Here is a 6,932-nt window from a genome sequence, read left to right as displayed (position 1 = left end):
ACAAAGAAAAAACACCTCCAAAAAAGAATATTTTTACTACATCAAATATATTAATATTTCTTGGAGCATTTACCTCCCAAAAGAAAATAAGTAATGAAAACGGAATTATCAAAGCACCTATAAATATAATTCCTGGATAAGCTAATATATTCTCGAAAATTTTTAACAGCGCTACTAATCCAGCAAAAGTTATTGCAAATAGAAAAAAAACTCTTGAAAACAGCCAAGGCTTAGGCCATTTTGAACATATCTCGCCTTCCTTAGGAGATGTTTTTGCTGTTCCACAAATAAATGTATTTTCTCTCTCTTCTGGTGTGTGCTTTTTAAATACATTAACAACTAGATCTCTTAATCTTAATTCTACTTTCCCGCTTCCTCCCGCTATTTTGTTTAACTCGCTCAAAAAACTATCATTTCCATTATTAGTTTCTTCTTTAGCTCTTATATAATTTTCATCACTATCAAGATTTAGTCCGCATGAACTACAAGACTTTGAATTATTAGCAGTTTTTTTCTTGCAATTTGGACATTCCTTAGTGTTTTTTTCCATACATCTATCCTCCTTCAATCTGGTTCTAATTATTTTTCCCAATATTTTTTTTGTAATTCAAATTTTCTGATTACATACCCAACCTATCCCCTAATAAGTATAAAAATAATTTCTACATCCTTTAACACTTGCTAAATATCATAAATTAATTAATTCATTTTTTTATGAATTAATTTATAACTCACCCATAAATTCTTTGTTACATAAAAATTTAATTATTTCTAGTATATATACTCTTCATTATTTCCTTCGCATGTAATTATTTTTTCGATAATTTCTCCCTCTACAAGATCTATATTCGTCTTTCCTATATATCCAAATTTACATTTATTAAGCTTAATAAAATCCATAGCTCTATGAAACGTCGAATGATTCATATATTGGGTATAAAAAAATATGTAATCAGCTGTATTTAAAATTCTTATATCAAAGTTTTCGTTGAAACCATTTAACATTCTTATTTCTGGATATTTTATTCTAAATCGCCTTCTCCATTCCTTATCTCCGCCAATTATAATAATTTTTTTGATGATAGTATATTTCTCTAATCTTTTGTTAGAATCCGAAATTCTGTGATTAGTATCAGAATTAAACTCATATTCTTTTAAATATTCTAAATCCAATTTTAAAATCTTTTCTTCATTTAATTTGTTCTCAAGAATTCTAATTTGATCTTCCTTCTTCTTTATTTCTAATTTATATATGCTATCTAGCTTGCTTAATTCAGACTTCAATCTCTTTTCATACATTAACTTTTCCTTGTTAAAATAATCAAGTTTATTTTTTAAGCTAATGTTTTCTTTTTTAACTTCAATCATCTGCTCCTCTAATATGCTTAATTTATAGCTACTTGACTCCTCCATATTATTAAAATATAAGTTTCTTGCCTTCTTATACTCATTAATAAGTGATTGCATAAATATTCCACTAATAATAGAAAATAAAATTATGTCTGAGTCTTCATTTTTTACTATCCTCACATAAGGCAGTATAATTTTCTCAATACAAATAAATTGCGAGTCTTCAAACATACTCTCTATATTAATCCCATTCATTATAAACAAATCTTCTAAAATTTCGCCTAACTTTCTAACATCTTCATTATTATTTCTCAAGATATCTTTAAAATTATATATCTTCCCAAACTTTCGCTTTATTAGCAACCTAACTTCTTTTATTCTATTCTTATAATTATCAAACTCCATATCAATATTTTGATTTATAAAATTTTTAGATTCAAACTCCTCAATATCGTTTAGAATAGAAATTACGAACCCTTGATCTACTATTTCTGGTGAAATATAAATAGCAAAATATAGATATACTGCCGCATCAAATTTTGCTTCTATATTTCTAGTTATTAAATCCATTTTCATGTACCTATTTTTCAATGTTTTCTTATCATGCTTCTTTACAGCATTATATATAATTGGATAATACTTTCTAAGAACTTTAATAATTTTGCTTCTTAGCATACTATCCGTTTCCCCTTCTATAAGTACCCCAACAATCCTACGTGAATATATTTCTTGTTCAATATTTGCTTGCTTTATAGTAGTATAATTTATACAAGTGTCATTTATAGCCGCATTATAATATTTCAGTCTATCCTCATAATATATTTTATCAATATCTTTTTTCATTTCTTTGCTTCTCGTTAGACTTATACTTATATTAGCAAATATATAATTTCTTATAATGTTACTATCAATATTTAAATGTTCAGCAATAATTTTTGAAAAAGAACTTACATTTATCTTTCTATTATTACGCACTTCAATATCCACTATTTTTTCCTCCTTGCATTTAATACTGAATCTAGAATCTAAATCCTAATACCCATCATAATTATTTATTACAACAATATAATCACTTTCTCCAATCTTTGAAAACTGAAATTTAAGATTCAATTTTGTTAAATCTTCCTCTAACCAATTTGGAATATGACTGCAGGCTATTATTAGCTCATTAAAAATTTTTCTATTTAGAAATGGCTTCAAAGCTTGCTTAGACGTAATACCTATATTATCCTTCTGCAAATTCTTAAGATTTAATATATAACGCCCACATCCCCCATTACCTAATGAGATAATAAATTGCCCATCATTACTTATATCTGAATGATTTATAAATTTACTTACTTTCTCTTCCTCTTTTTCTTGTTCTAATATATAATCCAAAAAACATATTGGATTTCCATCCATATTCCACAAACTCAATCCCATTTTATCCAATGTAGTATGAACTAAATCTGAAAAATTCTTAGCAACAAAAACTTTGCATTTTCCTAGCTCTTGCACAATATTTAAAACTTCTAAGTAACTTTCTTTACTATCCTTTGTATAACAGAATTCAAATACTAATTCTTTAACCACTCTCCATTCATTTCTCTGCTTTGTAAAAACCTTAATAAATTTGGTTTTCTCATATTCAGTAACCTCTCCAAAATCATTTACACAAACTGCAATTTCATTAACCATAAATACCTCCATGTTTATACTTAATTTCTGTAAATTCTTTTGTAATAAATTTTATTTTAATTACAAAAGCATTTAATCTTTTTAATTAACAGAAAGAACAAAATCGCAGGCGACTGTGGAGCCTGAGATTTTTTCACGCATCTGCCTTTTCGAACGCATGTGAGAAAAATTTGGCAGGCGAATAAGATTTCTTTTTTAATCTTTTTAAAATACAAGAACTAATCAATCAACTTTTTTAAGTTATCCACAAATTTTATTGGAATATAATTTTCTCAAAGAATAAAAAAAGTCTAATTCATATACTTTGTTAGTATAAAAATTAGACTTCATAGCCATTTTGAAAGAATTAATTTATCTTTATTTTTTTAAAGCTTTGGTTTGGGTAGCTGTTTAATAACATTATTATATATTTTAAAATTATATTTTTCAATAAGCCTTTGCTCTTATTTAATGTAGTAAAAATAGAACTTTTATATTTTAAGAATTTAAACTATACATAACTTAATTCAACATATTTTGAATATAAGCTTCCTGGAATTATTTCTTTATATATATCCTTTAATCCTGTATAAATTGCCAGATCTTCAAGATCTACATTACATAAACACATAATGCAATAATCTATATCAAATAATTTACAATAAATATTTGTCATTCTCATCCCGTTTCTTTTATAAAAGTCAATTCTTCTTTTTCTAATAATTTTCTCACTTTCATTAGGTCCGCATTCTACCCTCTCTACTTCTACTATAATTCCATCATAATTTCTAAAATGCTCCTGTAGTATATTTAAAAATTCACTTCCAATTCCTTCATCTCTATGATCTTTGCATACCGCATAGTAATCAATTAACAAATATGATTTTGATGAAGCTAAAAGTGCGTATGCTAGGAGTTCATTATTATTATACAAGCCTATACATATGTAATTTTTTCTTTTATTAAGTTTCTGTATTACATCAAGAGGCTTTAATTCCCCATACGGAAAATCTTTTATCATATGTTCATTATAGATAATTTCAATATCTTCATTATTTAGTTCTTTTAGATTCATTTCGTTCATCCTATCATTATCTTATTTTCTCAAAACTATTTCTCTAATTATAACATATTTTTTCTATTCTCAAATTCTTACTATTCAAAAAAATAATTACAATATGAACCACTTGTGGTAATATATAATTATTTCAAAAAGGATGGTGTTATTATGAAAACTGGAATTGAATTAATAAAAGATATTGATGAATGTATTTTAGAAAATGGAGATGTTGCGTTCTGGTGGCTTGGACAGCTGGGATATGCTATTAAGATAGCTGAAACTACTATCTATTTAGATGTGTTTCTATCGGATTGGCCTAATAGAAATATTCCTCCACTATTAAAGCCAGAGGAAATTGTCAATGCAGATTTTATAATTGGCACTCATGATCATCCTGACCATATTGATCGAGATGTATGGCACCAATTATCTATTAGTTCGCCCAACGCAAAATTTGTAGTTCCAAAGCTTCTTATCACTGAGCTTTCAGATGACTTGAAAATACCTAAAAATAGATTTATAGGTCTGGATGATGGATTATCCATTTCAGAAAAAGATTTAAAAATATCCGCAATTCCTTCAGCTCATGAGTTCTTAGATCAAGATCCGTCTGGTCTCTATCCATACTTAGGCTATACAATTGAGGGAAATGGATGTACTGTATACCATTCTGGTGATACATGTATGTATGATGGTATCTTCTCAAAATTAAAGCAGTGGGATAACTTTGACATTATGTTTCTTCCTATCAATGGGCGCGATGCGAAAAGATATAGAGAAAATTTAATAGGAAATATAACTTATCAAGAAGCAGTTGATTTAGCTGGAGCTATTAAGCCTAATTTGGTCGTTCCCGGGCACTATGAAATGTTTGATGATAATAGCGAAAATCCTATATTGTTCTATGATTATCTTAATGCAAAATATCCTGGAATTAAATGCTGGATTGGAGATCATGGTGAGATGGTTAAAATATGTAAAGCAAATAAATGAGCAAACGGCCTCACTAATTTTCTAAATAGCGATAAACAATTAGAATATATCCCAACAATTAGTATTAACTAATTGCTGGGATATAATTTTTTGTCATATAAGACCTAGTGAATCTATTGTAAATTCAAAAATATCCTTATTACTTGATACTTAATTTTAAACAATAATATTAACAGGTTCGTTCTTAATAAAAGCTTCTATATTATTTGCTAATAAATTTATAAGCCTTTGCCTAGACTCAAAACATTTCCAACCTATATGTGGAGTAAGAATGACATTTTCCATGTTAAAAAGTGGATTATTTAATTCTGGAGGTTCTGGATCTTGAACGTCAAGTGCGGCACCTGCAATCTTTTTATTATTCAAAGCTTCAATTAAATCAGTTTCCTTTATAATGGCTCCTCTAGATGTATTTATAATAAATGATGACGATTTCATAAGATCTAATCTAGACTTATCAATAAGATACCTTGTTTCTGTTGTAAGTGGACAATGTATTGTAACAAAATCACTTTCTTTTAAAAGTTCTTCAAGGCTGACAAATTTGATATTTGAATCTCCTAAATCTTTATAGCTTCTACTGTATACAAGTATTTTCATTCCCAATGCTTTAGCTACATTCATGACTTGCATTCCTATAGATCCAGCACCTATAATTCCAAGTGTTTTATTTTGTATTTCTATATGAGGAACCTGAAGATATTTAGTAAAATTACTGTAATTTTTATTTTCAATCATTCTTTGTTGCTGCGCTAATGATGAACTTAAATTTAGAATAAATGTAATCACTAGTTGTGCAACCGCTTCGCTGCTATATCCTGGTACATTGCATACAGATATACCTTTTTCTCTTGCTGCTATAATGTCAATATTATTATATCCAGTACCAGCCTCACAAATTAATTTAACACTGGATGGAAACTTTTCAATTAACTCCTTGCTAATTGTAAGTTCCTTTGTAATTACAATATTTTGTTCTCTTACTCGTTCTAAGATTTCATCACTACTGCTATCTTCATATTTAGTCACTTTACCTAAATTATCTAGAGATGAAAAATCAAGTTGTCCATCAAAGTTTATTCTGCTTGCATTAAGAAACACAATATTATTCATTTTATCCTCCTACTTCCCTTTTTCACTTCTTATAGAGTGAAAGTATTATTAAGTAATATTACTACTCTACAATATTATAACATTTTCACTGTTAACTTTATCCTATTAATTAAAATTTAATAATATTTCATCTCTCTTAAAAAATAGATGTTTTTTCTGCGTTTTTTATTTCAAGAATTAACATAAGTATTTCGATAAATCTATTCAATCCAAATTTTTATTAGCTACAAAATTTTAATAATAAAAAACATATTCATAGGGAAATATATTTTTGGAGGTGATCATTATGCAAATAAAAGATGTAATGTCAAAAGATATAGTGAGTTTAAATTCAGAAGATTCTATTGAAAGAGCTGCTCAAATGATGAGACAATTTGACGTGGGCGCAATACCTGTTTGTGATAACTCAAACAAATTAGTTGGAATGATTACAGATAGAGATATTGCTTTGGATTGTGTAGCATCAGGTGCAAGTGCAGACCAACAAAAGATATGTGATTATATGACTTCAAATCCTGTTACAGGAAGTCCTGATATGGATGTTCATGATGCAGTAAGACTAATGAGCAGACATCAAATAAGAAGATTACCTATTGTAGAAAATAACAGTGTTATCGGTATCGTTTCTCTTGGTGATATTTCACAAGAACCAAATCTACAGGATAATGCTGAGGTTGCTCTTAAAAATATTTCAGAACCTGGAACAAACAATCATATATAAATGTTATATCAGTAAAAAATAGTACAATTATACTTT

At 27.7% G+C, this 6,932-nt stretch carries 7 protein-coding genes (1 of these 7 cut by a window edge); 2 read left to right on the top strand and 5 right to left on the bottom strand.

The features are described 5' to 3' along the window. From F3K33_RS09680 to F3K33_RS09665, 4 genes are all read right to left on the bottom strand, one after another. Positions 1–550 carry the 5' portion of a PrsW family glutamic-type intramembrane protease gene (locus tag F3K33_RS09680; RefSeq protein WP_039772904.1) on the bottom strand. The gene continues 554 nt to the left of window position 1, outside the view, so only the first 550 of its 1,104 coding nucleotides appear in the window; it begins with the start codon at positions 548–550; its stop codon lies off the left edge, out of view. 221 nt (positions 551–771) lie between these two features. Beyond that, positions 772–2,337, bottom strand: a complete 1,566-nt coding sequence (locus tag F3K33_RS09675) for a hypothetical protein (protein ID WP_039772905.1) — start codon at positions 2,335–2,337, stop codon at positions 772–774. A gap of 45 nt (positions 2,338–2,382) precedes the next feature. Then, positions 2,383–3,030 carry a Fe-only nitrogenase accessory AnfO family protein gene (locus F3K33_RS09670; protein WP_023975849.1) on the bottom strand — a complete coding sequence of 216 codons (648 nt, stop codon included), beginning with the start codon at positions 3,028–3,030 and terminating at the stop codon, positions 2,383–2,385. A 490-nt stretch (positions 3,031–3,520) separates the two neighbouring features. Beyond that, positions 3,521–4,084, bottom strand: a complete 564-nt coding sequence (locus F3K33_RS09665) for a GNAT family N-acetyltransferase (protein ID WP_023975848.1) — start codon at positions 4,082–4,084, stop codon at positions 3,521–3,523. A 153-nt stretch (positions 4,085–4,237) separates the two neighbouring features. On the opposite strand from F3K33_RS09665, the gene F3K33_RS09660 reads away from it, so the two are divergent. Beyond that, positions 4,238–5,062 carry an MBL fold metallo-hydrolase gene (locus F3K33_RS09660; RefSeq protein WP_039772907.1) on the top strand — a complete coding sequence of 275 codons (825 nt, stop codon included), beginning with the start codon at positions 4,238–4,240 and terminating at the stop codon, positions 5,060–5,062. Positions 5,063–5,218: 156 nt separating this feature from the next. Here F3K33_RS09660 and F3K33_RS09655 read toward each other — a convergent pair whose 3' ends face one another. After that, the gene (locus F3K33_RS09655; RefSeq protein WP_039772909.1) at positions 5,219–6,175 is read right to left on the bottom strand and encodes an NAD(P)-dependent oxidoreductase; all 957 of its coding nucleotides are present in this window, start codon (positions 6,173–6,175) and stop codon (positions 5,219–5,221) included. A gap of 286 nt (positions 6,176–6,461) precedes the next feature. Between F3K33_RS09655 and F3K33_RS09650 the strand changes: the two genes are divergently transcribed. Further along, positions 6,462–6,896 carry a CBS domain-containing protein gene (locus tag F3K33_RS09650; protein ID WP_012058176.1) on the top strand — a complete coding sequence of 145 codons (435 nt, stop codon included), beginning with the start codon at positions 6,462–6,464 and terminating at the stop codon, positions 6,894–6,896. Positions 6,897–6,932: the final 36 nt, after the last annotated feature.

The sequence above is a fragment of the Clostridium beijerinckii genome, from assembly GCF_008705175.1.
GTDB lineage: Bacteria > Bacillota > Clostridia > Clostridiales > Clostridiaceae > Clostridium > Clostridium beijerinckii.
This window is presented reverse-complemented; position numbering and strand designations above follow the sequence as displayed.